18 protein-coding genes are annotated in these 24,382 nt (G+C 64.2%); 7 read left to right on the forward strand and 11 right to left on the reverse strand.

Translation table 11 applies throughout. The features are described from left to right. The first annotated feature begins 122 nt into the window (after nucleotides 1-122). A complete protein-coding gene (locus tag DUPY_RS27840; protein WP_141749472.1) occupies nucleotides 123-368 on the forward strand; it encodes a hypothetical protein in 246 nt (81 codons plus the stop codon). Between the two features lie 7 nt (nucleotides 369-375). On the opposite strand, the gene DUPY_RS08205 is transcribed toward DUPY_RS27840, so the two are convergent. Continuing rightward, complete coding sequence (locus DUPY_RS08205; RefSeq protein ID WP_070247341.1) at nucleotides 376-1,473, reverse strand: porin; 1,098 nt, start codon at nucleotides 1,471-1,473, stop codon at nucleotides 376-378. Between the two features lie 80 nt (nucleotides 1,474-1,553). Between DUPY_RS08205 and DUPY_RS08210 the strand changes: the two genes are divergently transcribed. Further along, complete coding sequence (locus tag DUPY_RS08210; protein ID WP_070247342.1) at nucleotides 1,554-2,060, forward strand: hypothetical protein; 507 nt, start codon at nucleotides 1,554-1,556, stop codon at nucleotides 2,058-2,060. Between the two features lie 63 nt (nucleotides 2,061-2,123). Beyond that, nucleotides 2,124-3,572, forward strand: coding sequence for a sensor histidine kinase (locus DUPY_RS08215; protein WP_070247343.1), 1,449 nt, complete (start codon nucleotides 2,124-2,126; stop codon nucleotides 3,570-3,572). Nucleotides 3,573-3,580: 8 nt separating this feature from the next. Here DUPY_RS08215 and DUPY_RS08220 read toward each other — a convergent pair whose 3' ends face one another. Next, a complete protein-coding gene (locus DUPY_RS08220; RefSeq protein ID WP_084640613.1) occupies nucleotides 3,581-4,390 on the reverse strand; it encodes an alpha/beta fold hydrolase in 810 nt (269 codons plus the stop codon). Between the two features lie 196 nt (nucleotides 4,391-4,586). Here DUPY_RS08220 and DUPY_RS08225 point away from each other — a divergent pair, with 196 nt between their 5' ends. Beyond that, nucleotides 4,587-6,722, forward strand: coding sequence for an ATP-binding protein (locus DUPY_RS08225; RefSeq protein ID WP_070247344.1), 2,136 nt, complete (start codon nucleotides 4,587-4,589; stop codon nucleotides 6,720-6,722). A gap of 3 nt (nucleotides 6,723-6,725) precedes the next feature. On the opposite strand, the gene DUPY_RS08230 is transcribed toward DUPY_RS08225, so the two are convergent. From DUPY_RS08230 to DUPY_RS08245, 4 genes are all read right to left on the reverse strand, one after another. After that, complete coding sequence (locus DUPY_RS08230) at nucleotides 6,726-7,670, reverse strand: SAM hydrolase/SAM-dependent halogenase family protein (protein WP_071651604.1); 945 nt, start codon at nucleotides 7,668-7,670, stop codon at nucleotides 6,726-6,728. A 9-nt stretch (nucleotides 7,671-7,679) separates the two neighbouring features. Then, nucleotides 7,680-10,169 carry a TonB-dependent receptor plug domain-containing protein gene (locus DUPY_RS08235; protein WP_070247346.1) on the reverse strand — a complete coding sequence of 830 codons (2,490 nt, stop codon included), beginning with the start codon at nucleotides 10,167-10,169 and terminating at the stop codon, nucleotides 7,680-7,682. 93 nt (nucleotides 10,170-10,262) lie between these two features. Then, nucleotides 10,263-11,768, reverse strand: coding sequence for an HD domain-containing phosphohydrolase (locus DUPY_RS08240; RefSeq protein WP_084640614.1), 1,506 nt, complete (start codon nucleotides 11,766-11,768; stop codon nucleotides 10,263-10,265). 177 nt (nucleotides 11,769-11,945) lie between these two features. After that, nucleotides 11,946-13,868 (reverse strand): PhoX family protein, encoded by a 1,923-nt coding sequence (locus DUPY_RS08245; protein WP_070247348.1) that lies wholly within the window; start codon nucleotides 13,866-13,868, stop codon nucleotides 11,946-11,948. Between the two features lie 213 nt (nucleotides 13,869-14,081). On the opposite strand from DUPY_RS08245, the gene DUPY_RS08250 reads away from it, so the two are divergent. Continuing rightward, nucleotides 14,082-14,579 carry a DUF3016 domain-containing protein gene (locus DUPY_RS08250; protein WP_070247358.1) on the forward strand — a complete coding sequence of 166 codons (498 nt, stop codon included), beginning with the start codon at nucleotides 14,082-14,084 and terminating at the stop codon, nucleotides 14,577-14,579. A gap of 21 nt (nucleotides 14,580-14,600) precedes the next feature. Here the strand turns inward: DUPY_RS08250 and DUPY_RS08255 are convergent, their stop codons facing one another. The 4 genes from DUPY_RS08255 to DUPY_RS08270 form a co-directional block, all read right to left on the reverse strand. Beyond that, nucleotides 14,601-15,044 carry a thioesterase family protein gene (locus DUPY_RS08255; RefSeq protein WP_070247349.1) on the reverse strand — a complete coding sequence of 148 codons (444 nt, stop codon included), beginning with the start codon at nucleotides 15,042-15,044 and terminating at the stop codon, nucleotides 14,601-14,603. A gap of 8 nt (nucleotides 15,045-15,052) precedes the next feature. Then, on the reverse strand, nucleotides 15,053-15,754 hold the full coding sequence (locus DUPY_RS08260) for a dienelactone hydrolase family protein (protein WP_070247350.1): 702 nt from the start codon (nucleotides 15,752-15,754) through the stop codon (nucleotides 15,053-15,055). A gap of 115 nt (nucleotides 15,755-15,869) precedes the next feature. Beyond that, nucleotides 15,870-18,917, reverse strand: coding sequence for a DUF6701 domain-containing protein (locus DUPY_RS08265; RefSeq protein WP_070247351.1), 3,048 nt, complete (start codon nucleotides 18,915-18,917; stop codon nucleotides 15,870-15,872). A 132-nt stretch (nucleotides 18,918-19,049) separates the two neighbouring features. Beyond that, the gene (locus tag DUPY_RS08270) at nucleotides 19,050-20,705 is read right to left on the reverse strand and encodes a M28 family peptidase (protein ID WP_070247352.1); all 1,656 of its coding nucleotides are present in this window, start codon (nucleotides 20,703-20,705) and stop codon (nucleotides 19,050-19,052) included. Nucleotides 20,706-20,925: 220 nt separating this feature from the next. Here DUPY_RS08270 and DUPY_RS08275 point away from each other — a divergent pair, with 220 nt between their 5' ends. Continuing rightward, nucleotides 20,926-21,207 carry a hypothetical protein gene (locus tag DUPY_RS08275; RefSeq protein ID WP_070247353.1) on the forward strand — a complete coding sequence of 94 codons (282 nt, stop codon included), beginning with the start codon at nucleotides 20,926-20,928 and terminating at the stop codon, nucleotides 21,205-21,207. Nucleotides 21,208-21,368: 161 nt separating this feature from the next. On the opposite strand, the gene DUPY_RS08280 is transcribed toward DUPY_RS08275, so the two are convergent. Then, complete coding sequence (locus DUPY_RS08280) at nucleotides 21,369-22,388, reverse strand: alpha/beta fold hydrolase (RefSeq protein ID WP_141749473.1); 1,020 nt, start codon at nucleotides 22,386-22,388, stop codon at nucleotides 21,369-21,371. A 180-nt stretch (nucleotides 22,389-22,568) separates the two neighbouring features. Here DUPY_RS08280 and DUPY_RS08285 point away from each other — a divergent pair, with 180 nt between their 5' ends. Next, nucleotides 22,569-24,371, forward strand: a complete 1,803-nt coding sequence (locus DUPY_RS08285) for a DEAD/DEAH box helicase (RefSeq protein WP_070247354.1) — start codon at nucleotides 22,569-22,571, stop codon at nucleotides 24,369-24,371. Nucleotides 24,372-24,382: the final 11 nt, after the last annotated feature.

The raw sequence follows: 24,382 nt of genomic DNA on the forward strand, positions 1-24,382 counted from the left end.
TGGCGGGTTGGAATGCGTGCCGACGGCGGCCAGCGGCGCCGGCAGGGGCGGGCGATTGTTCCTTGATTTAAAGTCATGCCGTCCTATACTGACTCTCTACCCAGTTCAGGGAGGACCACAACATGGCTAGGCTAGTCTGGTGCGAGGGGCAATCGATCCCCGACGCTTGTCCACACACAACCCGGCGCCAACGCAGCGCCACGCGCTCTTCGGGCGGCGGCCCCAAGGGTCCACCGTCGGCGCCGCCGGCGATCCCGCCCATCATCATCACCCCGTTCAGCTACCACACGCCCGAACCGGCGATCGATCCGCGCTACAAGCCGCCGAAGCCGCCGCTGGTCGAGCGCCGGCCGTGCGTGGTGTGCTGATAGCTTCCTAGAAGTTGTGACGCAAGCCCAGCGACGCGCCCTGGAGCGTGGCGCCCGGGCTGGCGCCGCCGTTGGCGCCGAGGCCATTGATGGCAAAGTCCACGCCGGCGTTGCGCTCGTTCTTGATGTGGGTGTAAAACGCGAACATGGTCGTACGTTTGCTCAGCAGGTAATCGTAGCCGGCCGTGTAGTGCGTCGCGCCCGTATCCACCCCCTTGCGCACCTTGCCCATCTGGGCGCCGTCCGCCGCGCTGCCTTTGCCATCGCCTGCGCGGGCCACACCGAGCTTGAACGCATGGCGGCCCACCTGGCGCGTGACCGACACGTAAGCGGCGCGGCGCTTGAGGGTGCCCGCTGCCAGCTCATACTTCAGTTGTTCGCCGATCACCGCCAGCCGCGTGTCGCCCATGCGGTAGGCCGCGCCCAGCTTGGCGCCGGTGTCGCTGGTGCCGGGGCCCTGGTACTCGTGGTGGCGCTCGATGGCCGCAGTGGCGTACCAGCTGCCGTTCTCGAACACCACCGCACCCGAGTTCAGAGACGGCTTGGCGCCGCTGGCCGGGCGTTCCTCGGCAGCCGAGCGCGCCACCCGCAGTTGCATGCCGTGCCACTCGGGCGACCAGTAATGCACGCTGTTTTGCTGACGGCGGTCGAACGAGGAGGTGTCGCTGGTATTGCTGACGGTGGCGCCTGCGCCATTGCCCATGATGCTCATGTAGCCGGCCGTGGTCGGGTAGAACGGGTCGAGGCCGGCGGTGGCGGTGTTATAGGGCAGGTTCCAGTTGCCAATGAACAAGGTGCCGGCCGTGCCTTCCAGGCCTACCCGGGTGTCGCGCGAGGCCAGGCCGCCGGCGCCGGTGTCGAGCGCCAGCGTGCCCTCGATCTGGAAGATCGCCTTGAGGCCGCCGCCCAGGTCTTCGGTGCCGCGAAAGCCGAGCACCGAGCGATAATTGCTCAGGCGCGTGACGGTGGCGTCGGTGCTGCCGCTGTCCGAGCTGCGCAGCGACTCGAGTCCAGTTTTCAGGCGCCCGTAAATGGTAACGTTGCTTTGCGCGCAAGCTGTGCCAGTGGCGGCGGTGAGGAAGAGGGCAAGGCCAAGTTTGTGCATCAGTGGTGACTTTCTATTGTTGTTCGCGTATAAGGCGCTTATTATTTCACCCCCGATGCCAAGACACCCGAGCCTAAAGTATGAGTAACGACTTCCCCGATGTACCGGACACCCCCGAAGACGACGCCCCGATCCAGGAGCCGCGCCTGTGGCAGGGCAATGGCTGGACCGCGCGCGTGATCAAGAACGACGATGACGAGGGCTGGGCCGTGGCCATGGTCAAGGATGGCGAGCCGGAACCGGCGCTGGTCGGTCCCTGGACCATGGGCCGCGACAAGAAAAACCCCAAGCCGCTCGACGTCAACGCCTTCAACACCCTGGTCAAGACCGCCAACGAGGTGATCCGCCGCCACGAGCAGCAGCTGCACGCGCAACTGCACAAGAACGTCTTCGTCAACACCGACGACGGCGGCCAGGTCAAGGTCACGCTCGACATCATCCCCGACGAAGACGACCCGTACGCCATCCTCTCGGCGTTCGATCCGTACGGCGAAGAGCTGGCCAAGGTGCGCGTGGCGCCCACCTTCAAGCTCAGTGTGACCTCCGCTACCACATGGATCGACAACGGCTACCGCAAACCGCAATGATTGCTGGCCCTGGACCGGGCCGGCTGATAGTATTTCCTGTGCGTATTAATTACAGGAAATTGAATGGAAGAGCGTCTCGCCCGTCTTGAAGCAGTCCAGGCCATCCTGCTGGAGATCGGCCGCAAATCGGGCAGTTGCACCGATATCAGCGAATTCCTGCAATCGGTGCACGCGGCGCTGGGGCGCATCATGTATGCCGCCAACTTTTTCGTCGCGCTCAGCGACCACGAAGGGCCGGCCAACCAGGTGCGCTTCGTGTACTTCGTCGATGAAGTCGACGCGGCGCCGCCGAAGGACGAACTGTTCGAGCTGGCCGACGGCGAGTCGCCCACGGCAGCGGTGATCGCCAGTGGCCGGCCGATCGTGATGACGGCTGCCGAGCACGTCTCCAGGAGGCTGGACAATGCCGCTTTCGGCATCGGCACCATCGCCGAGCACTGGATGGGTTGTCCTCTGCTGGACCAGGACCACCAGGTGCTGGGCGCGATGGTGATCCAGAGCTACGACCGCCAGCACACGTTCAATGGCGAGGACCAGGCGCTGTTTGCGCTGATCGCCGACTACGTCTCGGCTGCGCTGCGCGGCCTGCAAAGCGTCGATCGCCTCGAGCGCGCGGTGCAGGACCGCACCGCGCTGCTGGCGCACGAAGTGGCCGAACGGCGCCGCGCCGAGGATGACATCCGCCATGCCAACGACGCCCTGGAAGAGCAGAACGCCGCGCTGGAAAACGCACTCACGTCGCTCAAGGACGCCCAGGGCGAACTGGTACGGCAGGAAAAGCTGGCCTCGCTGGGGCGGCTGGTGGCCGGGGTGGCCCACGAAATCAATACCCCGCTGGGCATCTGCGTGACGGCAACGAGCCACCTGGTGGAAGAACTCAAGCTCACCCGCGCCGACCTGGCGGCCGGCATTCTCGACGAAGACGGTTTGAACCAGTTCTTCGACATCATCGACCAGTCGCTGCGCATCATGACCACCAACACCCAGCGCGCGGCGGCGCTGGTGCGCAGCTTCAAGCAGGTGGCGGTCGATCAGTCGTCGGACGATATCCGCAGTTTTAATTTACGCAAGTACCTCGACGAAGTGCTGCTGTCGCTGCAGCCCAAGCTCAAGGGCAAGCCGGTCACGATCGACATCGATTGCGACAACGACATCAACATGGCCAGCTTTCCCGGTGCGGTGTCGCAGGTGCTCACCAACATGGTGGTCAACTCGATGGTGCACGGCTTCGAGGAAGGGCGACATGGCCACATCAAGATCACCGGCAAGGTCGATGGCGATTTCGTCAACTTCGATTACAGCGACGACGGCGTGGGCATGGACACGTCCACCCTGGGCCAGCTGTTCGATCCGTTCTACACCACCAAGCGCGGCACGGGCGGCAGCGGCCTGGGCGCCCACATCCTGTTCAACCTGGTCACCGGCGCGCTGGGCGGCACCGTCAAGGTGGCCAGCGCCCCGGGCATGGGCTTGCACTACAAGCTGCGCTTCCCCAAGGTCAAACGCAAATAGCAGGGGGGTTATTTGGCGGCAGCGGCGGCAGCTTCGATCAGCTTGGCCACTTCGGCGGGGTGCGAGGTCATCACCACGTGGGAGGCACCCTTGATCACCACCGTGTCTTTCGACTTGGCGCGCTTGGCCATGAAGTCTTGCGATGCGGGCGGGATGTTCTTGTCGGCGGTGCCGTAGATGAACCACGACGGGATGTTCTTCCAGGCCGGCGCCGGCGACGCTTCGTTGAGCGCGGCGTCGGTGATCGGGCGCTGGCCGGATGCCATCAGTTTGGCCTTGGCGGCCGGCACGTCGGCGGCAAACTGGGCCGGGAATTTGTCTTGCTGGATGTACAGGTCCTTGCCGCCATCGGCCAGCGCCACCGGTGGCGCCAGGGTCGGGCCCAGCGTGCTGCCCGGGAATTTACCCGACAGGCCTACCGCCGTCTCGCCCGCTTCCGGCGCGAACGCGGCCACGTACACCAGCGCCTTGACATTGGCCGCACCGGCGGCGGCAGCGCTGATCACCGAGCCGCCGTACGAGTGGCCGACCAGCACCACCGAACCTGGAATGCTCTTGAGCAGCGAGGCCACGTAGGCGCCGTCGCCCTTGACGCTGCGCAGTGGATTGGCGGCCGCCATCACGGTGTAGCCGTCCTGTTCGAGCTTGGCGATCACGCCATCCCAGCTCGACGAGTCGGCAAATGCGCCGTGCACCAGCACCACGGTGGGCTTGGCGCCGGCGGCGCTGGCGTAAGGAACGGCAAAGGTGGAAGCGGCAATCACTGCGGCCAGCGCGGCGTGTTTGCTCAAGCGGGTAAAGGACGAGGACGACGTCATGACAGCTCCTGGTATCGGGTGGCGCGGCCCATGCCGCGCCTGAAATTCGATACTAGCAGCGCCGATTGCCGATTTACACCGAAAAACCCCAGCTCCCTTCTTCAAGCAGGGCGGACGACTGGCCTTTCGGCAGGGATTTCGGCGCAAAAATGCTATCGTGCGGGTTGTCCACCTTTTCGAGCAATCTCGTTCCGTCATGTCCACTGCGCCTGCCCCTGCTGTTTTCAATCCCGACCTGGGCTTTGCCGCCGGTGGTGGCGAAATGGGCGCCGTAGTGCGCGGGTTCGACTGGACCGACACGCCGCTCGGGCCGCTGGAAACCTGGCCGCAGTCGCTGCGCACCGCCGCTGGCATGATGCTGGCCGCGCGCCACCCGATGTACGTGGCCTGGGGGCCGCAGCTGGTGCTGCTCTACAACGACAACTACCGCGAAGTGCTGGGCGCCAAGGCCGACCAGCCGCAGCACATCCTGGGGCAGCCGTTTTGCGTGGTCTGGGCCGACGTGTGGCACCAGGTCGGCCCCATGCTGGCCGCCACCATGGCCGGCGAGTCGCTGTGGTACGAGGACCAGCCGTTTACGCTCACCCGCAACGGTTACGCCGAACAGGTGTACGCCAGCTTTTCCACCAGCCCGATCCGCGACGAGTCGGGCGCGATTGCGGGCGTGCTGTGCGTGTGCAGCGAAACCACCGGCAAGGTGCGCCAGGTGGAGGAACGCCTGCGCCTGCTCGACGAGATCGGCGAAGCCACGCGCCTGGCCGCCGAACCGGTCACCATCATGGCGCACAGCACCCGCCTGCTGGGTGAGTACCTGGAAGCCACGCGGGTGGCGTACGCCGACCTGGAGCCCGACAACGACCGCTTCACCATCCGCCACGACTGGACCATCGAAGGCGCGATCAGCACGGTAGGTGTGTATTCGCTGGACCTGTTCGGCTCGCGCGCGACGTCCAACCTGCGGGTGGGGCGCACCCTGCTGATCAACGACGTGGACACCGAACTGGCGCACGGTGATGGCTACGAAATGTTCAGCCAGATCGGCATCAAGGCCATCATCTGCTGCCCGCTGGTCAAGCAGGGCAGGCTGGTGGCGATGATGGCCGTGCACCAGCAGCAGCCGCGCACCTGGACCCGCGACGAGGTGGCGCTCGTGGAAGCCGTGGTGGACCGCTGCTGGGCCCACATCGAGCGGGTTCGTTCTACCGAGGCGCTGCGCGAGGCCGACCGCCGCAAGTCCGAATTCCTGGCCACGCTGGCGCACGAACTGCGCAACCCGCTGGCGCCGGTGCGCAACGCGGTCGAGCTGCTGCGCATCGGCGCCGACAAGCCTGGCCTCAAGGAGCGCATGCTGGCCACCATGGAGCGCCAGGTCGGGCACATGGTCCACCTGATCGACGACCTGCTCGACATCGCCCGCATCAGCAGCGGCAAGGTGGTGCTGCAAAGTGCGCGCGTGACGCTGCAGTCGGTGGTGGCCAGCGCGGTGGAAACCAGCCTGCCGCTGGTGGAGGCGGCCGGGCACGAACTGGCGCTCGATCTGCCTGCACAGGCGGTCTGGCTCGAGGGCGACGCCGTGCGCCTGAGCCAGGTGCTGAGCAACCTGCTCACCAACGCCGCCAAGTACACGCCGCAGCCGGGCCGCATCGGCGTCGCTGCCAAGGCGGTTGATGGCATGGTGGTGATCAAGGTCACCGACACCGGCATCGGCATCGCGCCCGAGGCGCTGGAAGCGGTGTTCGAGATGTTCGCCCAGGCGCCGCACAGCATCGGCATCTCCAAGGGCGGCCTGGGCATCGGCCTGTGCCTGGTGCGCCACCTGGTCACGTTGCACGGCGGCAGCGTGATGGCGACCAGCCCCGGCCCCGGCCAGGGCAGCACTTTTACCATCCGCCTGCCGCTGGCGGCGGTGGCGGCCGCGCTGCATGATGAAGGTCAGGCGCAGCCGGCGCCTGCGCGCGCATCGTTGCGGGTGCTGGTCGCCGACGACAACATCGACGCCGCCGACACCCTGGGCGACCTGCTCGACGCCATGGGTTGCCAAGTGCAGGTCACCTACGACGGCGAGCAGGCCGTGAACGCCGCCCCGGCGTTCGCGCCCGACCTGGTGTTCCTCGATATCGGCATGCCGCGCCTGGACGGCTACGGCGCGGCCCGTGCGCTGCGGGCAATGCCGGCCATGGATGGGGTAAAACTGGTGGCGCTGACCGGCTGGGGCGCCGAAGACGACCGCGCCCGTACCGGGGCGGCGGGCTTCGACCACCACCTGCTCAAGCCGGCTTCGCCGGAGCAGGTGGCGGCGGTGCTGGCCACGGCCACCCCTGCCAGCCGCTAAGGCTTATTTCTCTACCTTGGTGATCTCGACTTCCCAATCGACGCCGGAATCGATCTTGTGTTTGGCCGCATAGTTGCCCTGGCTGATCGCCACCGCCACGTCCAGCAAGCTGTTGAGGTACACCAGCGGCTTGCCCTTTTCCACGCCGCCAAAAGTGTGTTCGAACGGCGCCACCACCTTGTTGATCAGCTTACCCTTGTGCAAGATACGCACCTGCACCTTGTCGTGCAGGCCAATGTTCAGTTGCTCGAACAGCGACTTCGGGATATTGGTCCAGACGTTGCCGTACTTGACGTCCAGCACCGGGATGATGCCCTTGATGGCGTCGCCCGTGTTTGACTTGACCAGTACGGCTTTCTGGTACGGAATCTTCACCACCGATTCGCTCGGCAGCACCGGCCCCACCTGTTCGAACGTGATCGCACCCGAGGCCAGGCGCGCGCCCACGTAGGCATACACATCGCGGCCGTGGAAGGTGTACGACTCGGCCGAACCGGCCAGGCGGTTGAGCTTTTCATCGATCTCGCGCAATTCGGCCACGCCGTCGCGCTCGGCGATCAGGGTGAACAGGCCGTTGTCGGGGCCGACGAAGTAGCGGCCCTCGCGGGTTTTCAGCACCACCGACTTGCGCTGCGTGCCCACGCCCGGGTCGATCACGTTAACGAACACGCTGCCGGCAGGCCAGTAGTTGGCGGTCTGGTACAGGCGGTAGGCGCCGAGCCAGATATCGTAGTCGGGGATGTTGTGGGTCAGGTCCGAGACCGACAGGTTCGGATCGACGCCGAAGGCCACGCCACGCATGGCCGAGACGGCGCCGTCGGAGGTGCCGAAGTCGGTCATCAAGACCAGCGCGTGCCTGGCGGCTGGGGCATCGGCAGCGTGCGACAGGGCCGGGCCGGCCAGCGCCGCAGCCAGGCACAAGGAGATCAATAGTTTGGAAGGTTTCATGGGTGCTTTCTAGAAGGTGTAGCGTACGCGGCCATAGAAATATGCGCCGTTGAGCCCGATTGGATTGATGAAATTGTACGGCAGCGCACCGCCGTAGCTGGCGTTGTTGGTCTGGCGCACGCGGTCCGGGTAGCGATCAAAAATGTTGTTGCCGCCAGCCGCCAGGGTCAGCTGCCTGGTCAGCTTGACTTGCGCTTCCAGGTCCACCGACCACACGGCGCCGAAGCGCTGGGCGCGCACGCCGTCGATCAGCTCGGCCTGGTCGTCATACGAAAAATCCTTCAGCGCGCCAAAGCGGGTAGCGCGCGCCTGCACGCCCCACTGCGCCGCCTGCCAGTCGGCGCCGAGCACCAGCTTGGTCTTGGGCGAGGCGTTGCGGATGTGGAACAGGTTGTTGTCGGTCAGTAGCGTCAGGCCGGGATCGATCTGCGCCAGCGCGGCCGAGCGTTGGTGGACCGCGTCGATGCGCGTCTTGTTCAGGTTGAGCGCGGCGTTCAGGTCCAGCTTGCCGCCAGCGAATCGCAGGTCGTGGTTGAGCACGAGGTCGAGGCCAGTGGTGGTGGTATCGAGCAGGTTGGCCAGGTAGGCCACCGACTCGATATCGGTGCGGCCGATCGAGACCAGGTAGGCGCTGGCGGCATCACTTTGCAGGTCGCTGCTGCGGGTGATGCGGTCGCGCAGCTTGATGCGGTAGGCGTCCACCGTGACGCTGGTATTGCGCTGCGGCTTCCAGGCGGCGCCCAGCGACAGGTTGGTCGATTTTTCGGGTTTCAGGTTTTGCGCGCCGAACGCGCGCGCCAGGCTGTCGGCCGCCGGCAGCAGCGAGGCGGTCTGCAAACCGGTGCCGTCGCTGTTGAAGTTGAGCGTGGAAAAACGGAAGCCGGTCTGCACCAGCGCCGGCGCGCGGAAGCTGTTCGACAGCGAACCGCGCAAGAGAAAATCGCCGGTCACCTTGTAGCGCGCCGACAGCTTGCCGGTGCTGGCGTTGCCGAAGTCGCTGTAGTCGGAGTAGCGCGCCGCCGCGCCCAGCAGCAGGCGCGCTGTCAGCTCGCTTTCGAGATCGATGTACACCGAGCGCACCGAGCGGCGGCCATCGAACGCATCCTGCGGCCGCAAGCCGGGGCCGGCCTGGGCGCCCGGCGGTGCATCGGCCACGCTGCCGGCCGCATACGATGCAGGGTCGCCCGGTGAGCTGGTATAGGTCTCGCGCATGTATTCCGCGCCCAGCGCCAGGTTGAGCGGGGCGCCGAATCCCAGGTCGAGCTCGCGCGTGACATCGGCGTTGACGGCGTCCTGGTCGAAGTCGAAGGTGGACAGGTGGAAGCTGGTCGGGCTGGCCGCGCCCAGCGAGGCATTGGCCGAGTTGGCCAGGTCGTAGCGGAACTTGTTGCCGCCATGGCGGGCGCTGACATCCCAGTTCCAGGCGCCGCCTGCGATTCGCAGGCCGGCCACCACGCTCACATCGGTGGAGTCGCCCCTGGTGGTGGGGCGGTAGCCGTTCGGGTACAGCGCCGGCACGTTGGACGGATCGCCGGGATAGCGGAAGTAGGCGCTGCCGTCCGACTTGCGCTGGTTCACGGTGGCGAACGAGTACGCATCGACGCCGTCGGAAACCGGCACCAGCGTGTTGTAGAAAGCATAGTGGTTGCGCTGCTGCGAGTCGCCCGATTTGAACACGACCTTGCCGTCCAGCGCCAGGTCGGCCGGGGTGGCGTTCCACGAAGTCCAGCCGGCGTCGCTGGCGCCGGCGCGGTTGGTCGGCTTGCGCTCGCGGCTTTCCAGGCCAAAGCGGAAGTAACCGGCGTCGCCCACCGGCACGCCGTAGTCGGCGTTGACGATGGTGGTCTGGCCGTCGGTCTTGCGGTCGTTGGTCGGCTTGAAGTCGGTGTGGTTGGCGCCATAGCTGACCGAGGCCGAGCCGCCGCTGCGGGCTTTTTTCAGCACGATGTTGATCACGCCGGCCACGGCATCGCTGCCGTACTGGGCGCCGGCGCCGTCGCGCAGGATTTCGATATGGTCGATCGCGCCCGGTGGAATGGCGTTGACGTCCACCGGCACGATGCCGGCAAAGCTGCTTTCGGTGTCGAGCACGGCGCTGGCGTGGCGGCGCTTGCCGTTGATCAGCACCAGCACCTGGTCGGGCGCCAACCCGCGCAGCTGGATGCCGCGCACCGAGTCAGCGGCGCCGCTCGATTCGATGCGCGGGAAGTTAATCGACGGCGACAGGTTTTGCAGGGCTGCGCCGAGGTCGCCGCCAGCGAGTGCATGCTCCACCTCGCGCGCGCCGAAGCGGTCGATCGGCACGGCGGAATCGAACACGGTGCGGTTGCGCGCGCGCGAGCCGACCACGGTGACCTGGTCGATGGCGGCGGTGGCCGTGTTATCGGTGTCGGGAGCGGCTGCTGCCTGCGCCCGCGCCGCTGGCAGCGTCGCCAGCATCAGGGCGCAGGCGAGCACACTGCGGCGCAGGGGAAAGTTCGGGACGGCGTGGTGGGGCATGGCGGGATCCTTGCATGAGCTAATCCGCAATATTACTTGCAAGGAATTGTGCCACCAACAACCGATTGCCTATATGCTTATTTGTCGCCGGCGTTAATCCGGAAAACGTTCGTTGATGGCCAGTGCGGCATCAATATTGGCCACCAGCAGATCGACAAAGTGCGGATCGAGGTGCCGGCCGGCCACGTCGCGCAGGTGTTGTACCACTTGCGCTACCGGCCAGGCGTCCTTGTAGCAGCGCTTGTGCATCAGTGCGTCGAACACGTCGGCCACCGCCACGATGCGCGCGTACAGGTGGATGTCCTCGCCCTTGAGGCCTTGCGGGTAGCCGCTGCCGTCGTATTTTTCGTGGTGCTGGTGGGCGATCACGGCGGCCGCTTTCAGGATCGGCCGTTGCGAGCCGTCCAGGATCGACAGGCCCACCGTCGGGTGCTGCTTCATGATTTCCCACTCGTCCGGATCGAGCTTGCCCGGCTTGAGCAGCACCGAGTCCGGCGTGGCGATCTTGCCGATGTCGTGCATCGGCGCAGCGTGGCGCAGCACCGCGGTTTCGTCGTCGGGCAGGCCGGCGGCGGTGGCCAGCAGGTGGCATACCTCGGCCATGCGGCGCACGTGGTTGCCGGCCTCGTGCGAGCGCGATTCCACTACGTCGCCCAGGCGCAGGATCAGCTCGGCCTGGGTGTCGGTGATTTCCTGGGTCAGCAAAATATTGTCGAAGGCGATCGCCACGCCGGAGCAGAATACCTCCAGCAGCTTGGTGTCGATCTCGGAAATTTCTTCCACGCCCTTGAGGATCAGCAGCGACGCCTTGCCGCTGCTGTTGGGGAAGTAACCGACATAGGTGTCGCCTTCCACCCGCGAGATCTTGTTGCTCTTGGCGACATCGAGCTGGGCCAATACGGCCGGGCTCAGCAGGGTAGCGTCGGTGTCGCCGATCTGGGCCAGGATTTCGTAGTCGTTCACGTCGCCAATCGCGGTGGCTGCGCGCAGGCGCAGCAGCATGCTGTGCTCGAGCCGCAGCAGCGCCACCACCTGCTGCAGCAGGCCGTTGGCGAAATCCTTGAGGTTGCGCTGCTGGAAAATATGGGCCGAGGCGGCGATCACGCGCTCGAGGCCTTCGCGGTAGTTCAGCTGCTGCAGGCGCGCTTCTTCCACCTTCATGATGTCGCGGTAGGCGCGCAGGGCGGCAAAGGTGGTGGTAAACAGCTTGGTGCGGTCGAGCTCGGTCTTTTCCTTGTAGTCGTTGATGTCGTAATTCACGATCACGCGCTCTTCGGGCGCCTGGCCGGGCTGGCCGGTGCGCAGCACGATGCGGGTAAACTGGTTGTCCAGATCTTCGCGCATCCAGCGCGCCACTTCCAGGCCGCTGTCCTCTTTTTCCATCACCACGTCGAGGAACACCAGCGCGATATCGGTCTCGCGCGCCATTATCTCCTTGGCTTCGGCGCCGCTGTAGGCGTGCAAAAAGGCCAGCGCACGGCCATCGAGGCGAAAGCGGTTCAGGGTCAGCTTGGTAATGTCATGGATGTCGGGCTCATCGTCGACCAACAGGACTTTCCATGGTGCTAACTTTGGCGCTGCAGAGGACAAAAAAGACATGGGCATTCCGCAAGAGGTGGCTACAACAAGTTTTCGATTGTAGTCCCACCCATTGCTATTGACAACAGGCAACAACAGCCAGCAAAAAAAATCACGTTAGGACATGCAACACTTCTGTCACAAAAAACCCGCAGGGCTTGCGCGCTGCGGGTAAAAGTACAACTGAAGCAGGGAGTATCAGCCCAGCAGCGGGAAACCCGTCAAGTAGCCGACTGCGGCGCCGTAGCGGTCGCGGTAATTGGCGCGGATCAGCGGGTCGAGCGTGGTGCGTACCTTGGCGTGCAGCGAGCTCGACCAGTCACCGGCGTGCTGGAAGTTGCTCATGATGTAGGCAAAGCCGTTCATGTCATCGACCGCGTGCAGGCCGGTCGATTCTGCGCCCGACGGCGTGGACAGCAGGCGCGTGAGCACCTTGGTGTCGACGTTGTAAGCCCACAGGAAGTTGTTGACGTGGGTGCCGCTGTCTTCGCCGACGAACAGGGTGCGCAGTTTTTCCGAGAACTTGATGTTGTCCGGATTGGCGACCTTCTCGGCATTGGCGGTGTTGCCCAGCGCATCCGGCGTGGCCAGGTCTTCGCTCAGCAGGCCCGGCACGGCGGCCATGTCCACCGGCACCCATTCGCTGTCGATGGCGGCGCCGCTCAGGTCTTTTTGCGCGGCCTTCATGTTCAGTGCATACACGGCGCCGGCGCTCGGGCCCTTGATCGAAATGCCGCCCGAACCGTTGGTCATGGCCGAACCGATGGCCGCAATCGCCGAGTAGGCGATCTTGTCCTTGGCGTTGACGGTCGTGCCTTCCATCTTGGTAAAGCCCATGCTGCCACCGGCCAGGGCGGCGTAGCGGTGGGTTTCCAGGAAAGCGGCGGCCTTTTCCATGCCCGGCTTGACCTTGACCCAGTTGCTGCGGCCGTTGAAGGCGATCTTGGTGAAGGTGGCGTCACTCGGATCGGCGGTGCGCACGTCCATGATGTCGGCCGCTTTCAGGGTGTCGGCCAGGGCCTTGATTTCGGCGCTGGTGGCCTTGCCCAGGCGGATCCATTGCAGGTCGGCCGAGCCGCCGTTGTCGGTGGTTTTCTGCAGCCACTTGGCGACGTACAGGGTACCGCTCGACAGGTCGCGCGCCTTGTCGGCCACGAACATGAACAGGCCGCCGTTGGTGGCGTCGTCGCCCATCAGCGCGGTGCGCTCGTCGGGCATCACCTGCACCAGCTCGTGCGAGATGCGGCCCATGCAGTAGTGCTTCTTGATGCTGCCGGTGCCGTCCGGGTTGACCGTGATTTCCGGCATGTGGCCGTAGTGGTAAGGGTTGGCGCGGGTCGCATCGCCGTACAGGCTGCGCGAAAAACCGGCGAACTGGCTGTCGGTAGCGACGAGGGTCGCATCCGGCTCGTACTCTTCGCTCGACAGGTGGGTGTTCCACGGCGAACGGCTGGCGCCGCAGGTGATCCACAGGCCGTTGACGCTGCTGGTATCGACGTTGTGGTACTTCACCAGCGTCAGCGCGCCGGTGGTCTTGTCCTGGTCCAGCGTGAGCACGGCGATCGGCGACGGCAGCATGCCGTACATCGAGTCACCCTTGAGGTTGCTGGACGCATATTCGAACTGCACCACCGCGAACACGGTGTTGCCCTTGACGCCGGCCACGGTGGGCGCGTCGAGCTTGAGCAGCGAGGTGCCGTCCGGGCAGTCGGAGAAGAACTGGCGTGGAGTGGTTCCGCTGTTGTCCATGATCGGACGGTTGTTGATGTCGTAGTAACCGCCCGACAGGATGGTGCCACCGCTGCCGTTGGGCACCATGGCGCCGGTGATGAAGAAGGTCTGGTAGGCCAGCGTATAGGCCTGGGTCTTGCCGTCGGAATAGGTGGCGTTCATGCCCGAGGCAACCGTCGTGGTGGCCATCCTGGCCGGATCGGCCAGGCTGGGGGCGGCCATGCCGGTAAAGGTGACGGACATCAGCTTGGTGGCCGGTGCGACGCTGTCGTTGCTGCCGCCGCAGGCGGTCAGCAGGGCGGCGGTGGCGCCGCCAGCCAGCGGCAGCAGCGGCATGCCGGCAAACAGTTGAACAATGCGACGGCGGGACAGATCGGGCGACTCGGTCATAAATATTCCTGGAAATAGGCCATTACTGTGCCGGCGGCGGCGCGGCATCATCCGGGATGGTGGCGCATCCCGACGGCCGAGATAGTAACTATCTGATATGACACCACCATGACATGCGGCGACGATTGGTAACAAATCGCGTCAAACCGTGCCGCGCGCCGGCAAACGGGCTATATTGTTTACCTACGAATGCAGTTCATGAAGGAGTGCGCCATGCGCTTGAAGATCACATCCGCCCTGGCGGCCTTGCTGGTGCTGGCCGCCACCACCGGTGCGGCCTGGGCCCAGGTCAGCGTCAGCTATGTCAAGCCCGACGAATTCATCGATATGCCGCACGGCCAGATCGAACGCGACCGCGTGCTCAAGGAGTTCACCCAGTATTTCGCCACGTTCGATAAAAAGCTGCCGGCAGGCCAGCAACTAAAGATCGAGGTGCTCGATATCGACCTGGCGGGGCGGCTGTGGCCGCGCCGGTCGGGCGGCGACGATATCCGCATCATGAATGGCGGCGCCGACTGGCCGCACATGAAGCTGCGCTATACGCTGGAAGAAAACGGCGCGGTGCTGCGCAGCGGCGAGAGCGACCTGTCGAACATGATGTACCAGCAGCGCGCCACGCGCCTGTCCGACAGCGATCCGATGCGTTATGAAAAGCAGATGATCGACGACTGGTTCGAAAAAACCATTTTGCCGAAAGTCGCCGCCAAGTAGTCCTGGCGGCGGCACCGCGCGTCAACCTATCCGGTTGACGCGTGGGAACTTGGCAGCGAAAGCGGCCGGCATCGGCGCCACTTCGCCGGTGCGGTAATTGAAGAACACGAAGCCATACTTGGCCATGGCCACCAGGGTCGAGTCGCGCGGACGCGTGACCCGGAACGTGATGTCGCCGCCGTAGCGGTTGAAGTCCATGACCCCCACCTCGAACAGCAAATGGTCGCGCGCATGCGCTTCCGCGCGGTACGCCGTGGCCAGGTCGGTGACGATGATGCCGGCGCCGCTGCTATCCATTTCCTGCACGCCAAATTCCGCCAGGAACTGCGCACGCGCTTCCGAAATCATCGACACCATCGAATCGTTGCCCAGGTGATTGGCGGCATTGATGTCGGTGTGGCGCACGGTAAGCTGCGTTGAAAAGTAATACTGGTCGTCCGGAAAATCGAGTGTGAGGCGGGCCATGGCGGTCCTTACAGTTGTTCGCTCAGGAAGACCAGCGTGTGGCCGTGTGCTTCGGCAGCGGCGCGCTGGTTGTACGAATCGCGGTGATTGCAGTTGAAGCCGTGCTCGGCGCCCTGGTACACGTGGATTTCGACCGATTCCACGCCTTCGAAGCGCTCGGCGATGGCTTTGACCGCCTCGTTCGGGATATGGCTGTCGGCGCTGCCGAAATGCATCAGCAGCGGTACCTTGACCTGGTCCGCGCGGTCGAGGCCGTTCTGGATGCCGCCGCCGTAATAGGCCACGGCGGTATCGACCAGGCCGTCGGCAGCGGTGCGGTACGACAGCAGGCCGCCCATGCAGTAGCCGACCGAGGCGATCTTCTGGCCGGCCGTGCCTTCGTGGGCGCGCAGCGCCTTGACGGTGGCGGCGATGTCGGTCTGGGCCTTGTCGAAATCGAGTCCATTCATCAGTTCCACCGCGCGCTTCCAGCCGGCTTCGTCGTAGGCGAGCTCGATGCGGGCATCGGCGCGCCAGAACAGGTCGGGCGCGATCACCACGTAGCCGTCGGCGGCGTACTGGTCGGCCACATTACGGATGTGCTGATTGACGCCAAAAATCTCTTGCAGCAGGACGATACCCGGCCCCTTGCCGCCGCGCGGCAGCGACAGGTAGGCGCCGAATGTGCCGTCCTCGGTGGTGACATCGATCCATTGCGAATTCGTTTCCATGGTGTTCCTTGTACGTGATCGGTAAAGCGACCATCGTACCGTGTTTTCGGCGTTGTTGCCGTACGCCTTTGGATATGGATGGGACATCGGGCAGCAGGCTGCTCGATGTCCCGGATTAATAGACTTCGCGGGTGTAGATGACGGGGCCGGAGCGGTAGATACCAAAGGTAGCATTGCCAACCGTGGCGGGCAGGTAGGTGATCCAGTCGGGGCAGCTGGCGCCGGTCGGGCATTGTCCGCGCAGCGAAATGCCGACCGAGCCCGGACCGATGCCCGGACCTTGCAGGCGGAACACGGCCTTGCCGTTATTAAAGGTCGGTTGGCCGGTGCCGGACAGTTTCAACTGCGCGGCGGCAGTGCAATTGCCGTTGGCGTCGGCGGCGAGCAACTTCTGGCAGTTGCTGTAGCGCAGCGAGTTGAGGTCCAGTGACGGCGCCGGCAAGGCGAAGGCGGGGTTGAGCCGGTAGCCGCCGTTGAGGTAGAACCGTGCCTCCATATGCATCGGCATGGGCGCATTGACGGAGCCGAAATTGGGGGCGATATAGAGCTGGCCGCTAATGGCGGTCAGTTCCAGCTCGGCCGGCGCGCTGCGCGCGGACGTCACGCCGTCGGTGTCTGTGGCGCGCACGACGAAGCGGGTGGGATTGCTGGGCGTGCTGGCTGCGGCAAAAGCGAAGTAGGGCAGGTTGAGCGGGTTCTGGCTGTCCTTGACCAGCGTGCCCACGCCGCCGGCAAAGGTAAAGCGCGTCTTGGGCCCGCCGCTGGTCTCCTCGCTCCACCCCATGCCGTCGATCTCCACGGCTTTGACGGTGGCCGTGTCGACGGAGTTGCTCCAGCTAAGCAGGGTAATGGTTTTGGCATAGGCGCCCGAGTAGTTCTTCGTGAGCGCACCGGCGCTGTTATAGGCGGACACCACGAGCTGGAACGGTTGCCGGGAATAGACCAGGCGTTTGCTACACGGTTGCACGATGCCGCCGGTCTTGCTGCAATCCATGGTGTCGCCCGCTGCGGTGTCGGTCAGCGGCTGCGGCAAGGTGGTGTCGAAATGATCGGGGATGAAGCGGCCGAGGTCGAGCGTGCCCCTGGTTTCAAAATCCGGCCTTGAAATGCCCATGTAATAGGTGGGCGGCTTGGTGCCATTTGTAGTGCTGGTGCTGGGGTTGATGTTGGTCGCCGTGATCGTGATTTTACCCACCTCGTCGAAGGTGTAAGGGCCGCTGGCAGTGCCATCGGTGATGACAAAGCTGCCTGCCAGCTTCCCCACACCACCGGTCGGCTCGGTCACGCTGATAGTTTGCTGGACGCTTTCCCTGGTGCTCTCCTTGCCAAAATTCTTGGTGACATTGGCGTCCATATTGCTGGGATTGTCCGGCAGCGCGTTGACGGCCGAGATCTGCAGCGTGAACTGTTCGCCGGCGCGGGCGAATACGCCGGCGGGCAGCGCGGGGGTGGTGCCAACACGGGTAGCCTTGAGCCGGAACGCTTTGGGCGCCACCGTGAATGCGGTGCCGCCTGCCGGCGTGCTGGCGCCAAGATTGCCGCTGGTGTAGCTGGCCGACAGGCTGACTTTGCCGACCTCGGGATATTGCAGGTTGGCGGTCGCCAGGCCGTCCGCGTTGAACTTGAGCGGCACGCCGGTGCTGCCGCTGCCGCAGCTGACGCTGGTGTAGTTGGCAGCGTCGGAATTCTTGAGCGCCATCCCTGGCTTGGCGGCGTTGGCCGGGTCGATCTGGCTGCAGCTGAAGCTGACCGTGGCGGTGGTGCTGGCCACCAGCGGCACGCAGGTCTTGCCGGCATTCGGTGCGGGGGCTGACTTGAGCGCCTGCAGCGTGACGTTGGCGGCGGTCATCGAGACATGGTCGGGAACGGTCAGCGCCAGGCCGGTGTCGCTGAACACCATGTCGCACGAGGTGCTGGCGGTGCCCGAGGCGCCTACGCAGGTGGTCGGATTGGGCGCCCCGCTGGCCGACAGTGTGGCGGTGCCGGCGGTGCTACGGCTGACGCTGGCTGCGTTATTGCTGCCGCCCGTGATGGTGAACTCGGCGCCGCCCGGTTGCAAGGTGGTCTTGATGCTGTTGTTGTATAGCGTCGAACAATCGGCGTTGCTGCAGGCGGTGACGGTCACCGTCTGCGGCTGGCAGGTGAGGGCGTTGCCGCTGTGGGTGATCTGGAAGTGGTGGGCGCTGGCTGGGGCAGCGGCGGCGCAGGTGGGACTGTAGCTGTAGGTTGATGAGTAGGTGACACAACTGCATTTCTGGGGATTGGGAGGATTTTTGCAGGTGATGACTTTCGACACGGTGCCGCCGTAGCCGAAATAAATGGAATTGACGGTGGCATTGCCGTTGATTCTGGCATTGGAGTCGCCGGTCTTGACGTTATTGGCATCGAGGTCGCCATTGATCACGGTGCTGTTTTCCAGCAGCGTATCACCGGTGACGGTGACATTGCCGTTGATAGTGGCGTTGGCTGAACGTAAGGTCAGCGAGCCGGCATCGACCTTGCCGGTCACCGTGTTTCCGGATGCAAAGTCGGCCAGGCCAGCGATCTTGACCGCGCCGGTGATTTTGACGTCAGAGTCGGTGCTGATCGACGCCCCGCTCAGGCCGCTGGCCACGGTGACCCTGGACTCGAGTCTGATGGCGCCGGTGGCGATCAAAGAACTGCCCAGTTTGGCATCTGCCCCGACAGTGATGTTGCCGCCGGAAACCGCTCCGGTAACCTGGGTGCCACTGACCAGATTGACGTTGCCTGTGGCGGTAATCGTACCGGTAATCTTCGACGACGAACCGACGATATCAACCGTGGCGCCGATAATGTTAGCGGTGATGGTTTTGCCGTTACCCAGCGAGAAATTGCCCCCAGCCTTGATGGTCGCGCCATCGGTGCTGAAATTGTTCTGCTGCGTATTGGTGATGTCGATTTTGTAGCTGCCGGTGGTTTCCAGGCGCGCCGTTCCGGTCATCTTGATGTCCTGGAAATAGCCCATTACCAGGTCTGCGGTGACCAGCACCGTGTAGCCGCTGGCGATCTCTGCCGTGTCGTTGTCACCGCTGAAAATCGTCGAGCAGGTATAGGTTGTTCCGCTGAGCGTGCAGGTGGCCGGTGGCTTGCCGTTGCCGGTGAATTTACTCGCCTGCGCGGGTTCGGCAAGCGCTATCGTCATTAACAGGGTGCAAAAAGCTAACCACAAGACTCGCAACATTATTTCTCTCAGGTAAAAACGCCTGCCTGAATTATAGGCGCTTTATCCTGAGAAATTGCCGTGCGGCACATTCCTGTGGCTAATAACGCACGATTACTTCGCGCGCTTCACCTTGCCGAACGCCTCGCCTGCCTTCCACGTCTGCATCGCCGGCGCATTGGCGACGTAGTAGCCGAGGTTGAGCGTAAATTGCGCCTGCTGCACCATGCCCGACAGGTCCCATTGCGGGCGGTATTCGTCGGTGACCTGGTGATAGTCCTTTTTAAAGGCCACCAGCTTGGCGCGCGAGGCTTCCAGGTCTTTGACGAAGGTGAAATGGCCGTCGCCCGAGAACACGGCCGAACCGACGTTAAAGGCCGGAATGCCCGCCTTGGCAAACACGAAGTGGTCGGCGCGGAAGAATGCACCGGACAGGTCGGGGATCGCCGGCGCCAGGGTCAGGCCCATTTTTTTCGCCACCGCGCCAGAGGCTTCGTACAGGCTGCTGCGCTCGGCGCCGGCCACGCCGATGTCGGACGTCTTGCCGACGAAGTTCATGCTGTCGAGGTTGAGGTCGGCCGTGGTTTTGTCGAGCGGCCAGGCCGGGTTTTGCACGTAGGCGGCAGCGCCCAGCAAGCCTTGCTCTTCGGCTGCCGGCCACAAGAACACCTGCGTGCGCTTGGCCGGGTGCTTGACCGCTTCGGCTGCCATTACCAGGAGGGCGGCCGTGCCCGAGGCGTTGTCGATGGCGCCGTTGTAGATGTGGTCGTGCTGGCCATTGTCTACGGGTTTGGTCCGATCCGCGGCAGAGGCCTCGTCCATGCCCATGTGGTCCCAGTGCGCCGAATAGATCACCGCCTGTTCCTTGAGCCTGGCGTCGGTGCCGGGCACGATGCCGGCCACGTTGAATTCCTCGATCTGGCGCACGCTGCTGCGCAGCTGGCCGTGGACGCGGGTGTTCAAATCCACCGGCTTGAAGTCGCGCCGCTCGGCCGCTGCGCGCAGCTTGTCGAGGTCGAAGCCGGCGGCGGCGAACAGCGAGCGCGCCGTGTCTTCCTGCAGCCAGCCTTCCACCGGGTTGCCCTTGCCTTTCAGGTGGAAGCGCTCGTGGCCGAAGCCATTGGCCGGCACGCTCCACGGGTACGATGCCGACGGCGTGGTGTGGATCAGCAGCGCACCGGCGGCGCCACGGCGCACGGCTTCCTCGAACTTGTACAGCCAGCGGCCATAATAGGTATAAGCCTTGCCGGCGAAGCGGTTCGGTTCATCAAGCGTCGGCTGCGGGTCGTTGACCATCATGACCAGGACCTTGCCCTTGACGTCCAAGCCCTTGTAGTCGTCCCACTTTTCCTCGGGCGCCTCGGCGCCGTAGCCGACGAACACCAGCGGCGCGTCGATCGCCACGTCCTGTTTGCCGCTCATGGTGCCGATCAGGATTTCCTCGCCCACCTTGGGGGTGACGGTTTTGCCGGCGATATCGAAACTGAGGGCGCTGCCCGGCAGCAGTTTGGTGCCTTCGATTTTCACGGACTGGCGGTAGGTGCCGTCTGCCAGCGGCTTCAAGCCGATGGCGGCCGCCTGCGTCTCCAGGTAGCGCACCGCCAGCAGGCCGCCACGCTGGCCGGTGCCGCGTCCCTCGAACAGGTCGTCGGCCAGGAAGGACAGGTGGGCGCGCAGCGGCGCTTCGGTGACGACCGGCTGCCCGGCCTGGGCATGGGCGGTGGCCTGGAAAGCAAGGCCGGCGGCGAGGGCGAACATGGTAAGGCGCATGGCAACTCCGTGACGTGAAAGCGGACCATCTTACTGTAAATCGGCGCTGCTTGTAAGCAAGTGTAAGCGTGCGTAACGGTGTGTAATGATGGTCAACGCTGGGCAGGGCGGCGGCGTTTTTTGCTCATGACCGACGTAACAAGCGGCCATGAAAAAAAAGCAGGGTCAGTTACCAGAAAACTATATAAACGATTTTTACGATATTTAAGGATTTCACATCATGAAGAAAATTGCCGCTACCCTGATCGCCTCCCTGTTCGCCGGCGTCGCTTTCGCTCAGACCCCGCCGCCAGCACCGGCTCATACTCCAGCGCCAGCCCCGATGGCAGCGCCGGCCGCACCGGCAGCCACCCCGGCGCCTGAAGCCAAGCACACCGAAAAGCACGCCAGGAAGGCACACGACAAGAAAATGAAGCCGGCCAAGGCCCATGCTGAAAAAGACGGCGCGCCAGTGCCGCCAGCAGCACCGGCAGCACCAGCAGCACCAGCGCCAGTCAAGTAAGCAAGTACTGACGGTCGTAAAGCCGTCGTCCCCGCGCAGGCGGGGACCCAATTGTTGCGTGAGCCGCCGGCTTGCCTGCAAATTGGATTCCCGCCTGCGCGGGAATGACGGCTGTTTCGTTCCCCTTCATGCTCCCCGTTTGCAGCGTTCAGGCCATCTCCTTAGCGCTTCAACTCCTCCAGCAACGCCTTGTGAAACATCGCCGGATCCTCCATCTGCGGCGCATGTCCTTTGCCCGGGAATTCCACCAGCCGGCTGTCCGGTATCGCTTTCGCCGCCTGCTTGCCCAGCACCTTGTAGTTGCCGATCTTCGCTTTCACTTCCGGCGGCGCGATGTCGGCGCCGATGGCCGTGGTGTCGGCGTCGCCGATCAAGAGCACCGTGGGCACCTTCAATAGCGGGAACTCGTACACCACCGGCTGCGTATAAATCATGTCGTAGATCAGCGCCGAATTCCATGCCACCACCTGCTTGCCCGGACCGTTGGACAGGCCGGCCAGCATGTCCACCCAGCGCTCGTACTCGGGTTTCCACTTGCCGCCGTAATAGGTTTTGCTCTCGTACTTGCGGATGCTGTCGGCCGTGGTTTTCAGTTCGCGCTCGTTCCATTGATCGACGCTGCGCGGCGGCACACCGAGCGCCTTCCAGTCTTCCAGCCCGATCGGGTTGACCATCACCAGCTTGGCCGTCGCCTGCGGGTACATCAGCGCGTAGCGGGTGGCCAGCATGCCGCCGGTCGAGTGGCCGATCATGATCGACTGTTTGACGCCCAGGTGCTTGAGCAGGGCATCGGTATTGGCGGCCAGTTGCTGGAAGCTGTACTGGTAATGTTCGGGCTTGCTCGACGCGCAAAAGCCCACCTGGTCGGGCGCGACCACGCGGTAGCCGGCGCCGGTCAACGCGGTGATGGTCGCTTCCCAGGTTGCGCCGCAGAAGTTTTTGCCGTGCAGGAGCACGGCGGTCTTGCCGTCGCCGGGCCCCTTGGCCGCAGGCGCGACGTCCATGTACGCCATCTGCAGCTTGACGCCCTGCGACGTGAAGTCGAACTGCTCGAGCTTGTGCGGATAGGTAAAGCCTTCCAGGCGCGGGCCGTAGCTGTAGTGGTCGTTGGCGGCGGCGGCCAGCAGCGGCAGGCTCAGGGTGGCCAGGGCCAGCGCCCTGGGCATGGACGAAATAATCATGTTGGCAATCTCCTATGGTGGGCAGCGGACAATATAGGTCGAGGGGGTGGTTTCCACCCTTAAACGGCACTTAAATGGCAGGTTTTCAAGCAAAATAACGCTCAAATGGCTGAGACAGAGTAAACTACGCACAAATTTCTTTCGCAATTAGGCGATTCGAACATACTTGTGAGTGACGCCATGTCTGACACCCCCACCTCCCCGATTACCCTGTTTTCCGACCTGAACCTGAGCGAGCCGCTGATCCGCTCGCTCAAGGACGTCGGTTACGAAACCCCGTCGCCGATCCAGGCCGCCACCATTCCGCTGCTGCTCGATAACCAGGACGTGCTGGGCCAGGCGCAAACCGGTACCGGCAAGACCGCCGCTTTCGCGCTGCCGATCCTGTCGCGCATCGACATTCGTCAAACCTCGCCGCAGGCGCTGGTGCTGGCCCCAACCCGCGAACTGGCGATCCAGGTCGCCGAAGCGTTCCAGACCTACGCCGCCCACATTCCCGGCTTCCACGTGCTGCCGATTTACGGTGGCCAGAGCTACGGCCCGCAATTGTCGGCCTTGCGCCGTGGCGTGCACGTCATCGTCGGCACCCCGGGCCGCGTGATCGACCACCTGGACAAGGGTTCGCTCGACATCTCCAAGCTCAAAACCCTGGTGCTCGACGAAGCCGACGAAATGCTGCGCATGGGCTTTATCGACGACGTCGAACGCATCCTGCAGGAGACCCCGGCCACGCGCCAGACCGCGCTGTTCTCGGCCACCATGCCGTCGGCCATCCGCCGCATCGCCAACACCTACCTGCGCAATCCGAAGGAAGTCACCGTTGCCGCCAAAACTGGCACCAATGAAAACATCCGCCAGCGGTACTGGCTGGTCTCGGGCATGCACAAGCTCGACGCGCTGACCCGCATCCTGGAAGCCGAAGATTTCGACGGCATGATCATCTTCTCGCGCACCAAGCTCGGTACCGAGGAGCTGGCGCAGAAGCTGCAGGCGCGCGGCTTCTCGGCCGCAGCGATCAACGGCGACATCCAGCAGGCGCAGCGCGAACGCACCATCGCCCAGCTCAAGGAAGGCAAGATCGACATACTGGTCGCCACCGACGTCGCCGCGCGCGGACTGGACGTGGAACGCATCAGCCACGTGGTCAACTACGACGTGCCGCACGATCCGGAAAGCTATACCCACCGTATCGGCCGCACCGGCCGCGCCGGCCGCAGCGGCGAGGCGATCCTGTTCATCACGCCGCGCGAAAAAGGCCTGCTGAAAATGATCGAGCGCGCCACGCGCCAGCCGATCGACATGCTCGAACTGCCGACCATCCAGGCTGTCAACGACGTGCGCATCGCCAAGTTCAAGCAGCAGATTACCGAAACCCTGGCGCAGGGCGAGCTGGAACAGTTCCAGTCGCTGATCGAAGACTTCGAACGCGAACAGAACGTGCCGGCGATCGAAATCGCCGCCGCGCTGGCCAAGATGGCCCGTGGCGACGTGCCGCTGCTGCTCGACAAAAAGCAGGTCACCCAGTGGGAAGAGCGCCCGGCCCGCGCTACCAGCAGCTTCGACCGCCCCGAACGCGGCGACCGTTTTGACCGTGGCGACCGCGGTGACCGCTTCGATCGCGGCGACCGTCCCGACCGTGGCGAACGCCCGGACCGCAGCGAGCGCTTCCCGAAAAAGGAACGCATCGTGCGCGCCCCGGACGCCGGCATGGAAACCTTCCGCATCGAAGTGGGCTACCAGCACGGCGTCAAGCCGGGCAATATCGTGGGCGCCATCGCCAACGAAGGCGGTATCGACTCGAAGAACATCGGCCGCATCGAAATCTACGACGACTACAGCGTGCTGGACATGCCGAGCGACCTCGCTGGCGACGTGCTCGACCACCTGGCCGGCATCAAGGTAGCAGGCCAGCAGTTGCGCATCAGCCGTGACAGCGGTGGTGCGCCGTCTTCCGCTGCCGCTGCCGCCGCGCCGAAGATATAGCGCCGCGCCTG

Source organism: Duganella phyllosphaerae, from assembly GCF_001758785.1.
In the GTDB taxonomy this organism is placed as follows: domain Bacteria; phylum Pseudomonadota; class Gammaproteobacteria; order Burkholderiales; family Burkholderiaceae_D; genus Rugamonas; species Rugamonas phyllosphaerae.

What these genes read in the sequence shown, in the direction of transcription:
- DUPY_RS27840 (WP_141749472.1), top strand. Translation starts at nt 123, where the DNA reads ATGGCTAGGCTAGTCTGGTGCGAGGGGCAATCGATCCCCGACGCTTGT.
- DUPY_RS08205 (WP_070247341.1), bottom strand. Translation starts at nt 1,473, where the DNA reads ATGCACAAACTTGGCCTTGCCCTCTTCCTCACCGCCGCCACTGGCACA.
- DUPY_RS08210 (WP_070247342.1), top strand. Translation starts at nt 1,554, where the DNA reads ATGAGTAACGACTTCCCCGATGTACCGGACACCCCCGAAGACGACGCC.
- DUPY_RS08215 (WP_070247343.1), top strand. Translation starts at nt 2,124, where the DNA reads ATGGAAGAGCGTCTCGCCCGTCTTGAAGCAGTCCAGGCCATCCTGCTG.
- DUPY_RS08220 (WP_084640613.1), bottom strand. Translation starts at nt 4,390, where the DNA reads ATGACGTCGTCCTCGTCCTTTACCCGCTTGAGCAAACACGCCGCGCTG.
- DUPY_RS08225 (WP_070247344.1), top strand. Translation starts at nt 4,587, where the DNA reads ATGTCCACTGCGCCTGCCCCTGCTGTTTTCAATCCCGACCTGGGCTTT.
- DUPY_RS08230 (WP_071651604.1), bottom strand. Translation starts at nt 7,670, where the DNA reads ATGAAACCTTCCAAACTATTGATCTCCTTGTGCCTGGCTGCGGCGCTG.
- DUPY_RS08235 (WP_070247346.1), bottom strand. Translation starts at nt 10,169, where the DNA reads ATGCCCCACCACGCCGTCCCGAACTTTCCCCTGCGCCGCAGTGTGCTC.
- DUPY_RS08240 (WP_084640614.1), bottom strand. Translation starts at nt 11,768, where the DNA reads ATGTCTTTTTTGTCCTCTGCAGCGCCAAAGTTAGCACCATGGAAAGTC.
- DUPY_RS08245 (WP_070247348.1), bottom strand. Translation starts at nt 13,868, where the DNA reads ATGACCGAGTCGCCCGATCTGTCCCGCCGTCGCATTGTTCAACTGTTT.
- DUPY_RS08250 (WP_070247358.1), top strand. Translation starts at nt 14,082, where the DNA reads ATGCGCTTGAAGATCACATCCGCCCTGGCGGCCTTGCTGGTGCTGGCC.
- DUPY_RS08255 (WP_070247349.1), bottom strand. Translation starts at nt 15,044, where the DNA reads ATGGCCCGCCTCACACTCGATTTTCCGGACGACCAGTATTACTTTTCA.
- DUPY_RS08260 (WP_070247350.1), bottom strand. Translation starts at nt 15,754, where the DNA reads ATGGAAACGAATTCGCAATGGATCGATGTCACCACCGAGGACGGCACA.
- DUPY_RS08265 (WP_070247351.1), bottom strand. Translation starts at nt 18,917, where the DNA reads ATGACGATAGCGCTTGCCGAACCCGCGCAGGCGAGTAAATTCACCGGC.
- DUPY_RS08270 (WP_070247352.1), bottom strand. Translation starts at nt 20,705, where the DNA reads ATGCGCCTTACCATGTTCGCCCTCGCCGCCGGCCTTGCTTTCCAGGCC.
- DUPY_RS08275 (WP_070247353.1), top strand. Translation starts at nt 20,926, where the DNA reads ATGAAGAAAATTGCCGCTACCCTGATCGCCTCCCTGTTCGCCGGCGTC.
- DUPY_RS08280 (WP_141749473.1), bottom strand. Translation starts at nt 22,388, where the DNA reads ATGATTATTTCGTCCATGCCCAGGGCGCTGGCCCTGGCCACCCTGAGC.
- DUPY_RS08285 (WP_070247354.1), top strand. Translation starts at nt 22,569, where the DNA reads ATGTCTGACACCCCCACCTCCCCGATTACCCTGTTTTCCGACCTGAAC.